This window comes from Haloferax sp. s1, from assembly GCF_058382125.1.
Genome location: NZ_JBZRPK010000320.1, coordinates 1,551 through 3,118, shown reverse-complemented (window position 1 = coordinate 3,118; position 1,568 = coordinate 1,551). Strand labels below are relative to the sequence as shown.

Genomic DNA, 1,568 nt, shown 5'->3' with positions numbered 1-1,568 from the left:
GTTCGAGAGTGTAATCGTGAACGTGGAGACGTTGTGGTCGCCGGCCATCCCTCGAACGTCGAGCGACGTGCCCTCGTTCGGCATCTGGAACTCGCCGACGAGACCCAGGGTTTCCAGTTCGACGCTGGCGGTCTTATTGGAATCGTAAACGGTCACATTCCCTTCCGTTCGTGACTCGAAGAACGACGCCCATCCCTTGTAGTGGTCGCTGTGGACTGCCACAATGACCGTCCCGTTGCTGACGGGATTATCGTAGCTGTCAGGGATAGTGGTGTAGCTTGCCGTCTCGTTCGGGTACACGCGACGAGCGCGCTCGGTCGCCGAGACGCTCGCCCGCACGCCACCCGACGCCGAGCCGTCGCCGCTGAGTCGGACGATAGGGAGCGTAAGTGTCGCCCCGCGGTAGTGGAACTCCGGCGGGGAAACCATCGTCGACCCGCCGTCCTGCGTTCGCCAGACGCCGCCGCCTTCGTAGGCGATTCGCGTGTCGCCGTCGCGGTACTCGACGCTCCCGAGTGATTCGTTGTAGAGTACTTCGTCGTCGCCGTCGTCGGTGTAGTTCTTGTGTGTGATGCGAATCCAGGCGGAATCGTCGTCGATGACGTAGCTTCCGCCGCCGGTCCCGCCGAGGTCGACGTACTGGGTGTCACCTTCCCCGAGCGCGGAGATGGCGACGCGGGAGTCAAAAAGCGTCATCGAGTGTTCGGCGCGCGTGAGTCGTGACTCCTGTTTCGTCTCTTCGAGGGCGACCCCGCCGAAGGCGACGACGGTTGTCGTCCCAACCACTGTGATAGCCAAGAGGAGAATCACCGCAATCGGCGACGTTTGTGCCGTCCGGTCGCGGACGACGCGATAGACTAACGGAACCCGAGGGCGACCGCTCATTACCATTCTCCACGATGTGTGGGGTCAAAACGTCGCGGGGTACGTGACAGTCAAGCAATCTGAATTGTTAGTTTGGAAATGTCAACTAAACGTGGCTGTCATATGCGCTATTGAAAATGAACGAAAGCGCCACGACGGCCGTGGTTCGAACGGGGAGTACACTGAATCCTCTTGCTGTGTATTGAGAGACGCCATGAAGGTCAACAGCCCTCGGAAAATCGTGTCGTCGTTGGTGGTCACTCTCGCGTTCCGCTACGGGCTGGCGTTTCTCTACACCAGAAACACCGCCACACAGGTTGTATCGCTTCCCGAGGATGGGGTCTGGGTGTTGCAGTATTTCGTCTCAAATGAGCCACTTCTCGCCGCCGTGCTGTTCGGCCTCGCTCTCGTTATCTCGCTGTTTTTTTACGTCGGCCCGCGGGAAAGGCCGACTCACCATCGGCGACTGAACGAATTCCCGGCTCGTTAGCCCGGACAGCCGTGAATCACACACCCGAACAGCAGATACAGCGGAACATACCCGAGAAGAAGTGTGCTGCCGAATGTGAGCAAACCGAAGGTTTGCGAAGGCCGTGAACGGGGTTCACGGGATTTGAACCCACTCGCAAATCAGAGATTTGCTCGCTGCTCAAATCCCGTCTCGAACAGGCACGATTTCACGCGACACCGGTTGGCCTCGCAGG

General features: G+C 59.3%; 2 protein-coding genes. One reads left to right on the top strand and one right to left on the bottom strand.

Annotated elements, in window-relative coordinates:
• Positions 1-885: DUF7289 family protein (locus tag QT222_RS03610; RefSeq protein ID WP_491476333.1), on the bottom strand; the 885-nt coding region annotated here is incomplete at its 3' end.
• A 193-nt stretch (positions 886-1,078) separates the two neighbouring features.
• On the opposite strand from QT222_RS03610, the gene QT222_RS03605 reads away from it, so the two are divergent.
• Positions 1,079-1,354, top strand: a complete 276-nt coding sequence (locus QT222_RS03605) for a hypothetical protein (RefSeq protein ID WP_491476332.1) — start codon at positions 1,079-1,081, stop codon at positions 1,352-1,354.
• Positions 1,355-1,568: the final 214 nt, after the last annotated feature.

Excerpts from the sequence above, each read along its gene's own strand:
- QT222_RS03605 (WP_491476332.1), top strand. The coding sequence starts at position 1,079 with ATGAAGGTCAACAGCCCTCGGAAAATCGTGTCGTCGTTGGTGGTCACT.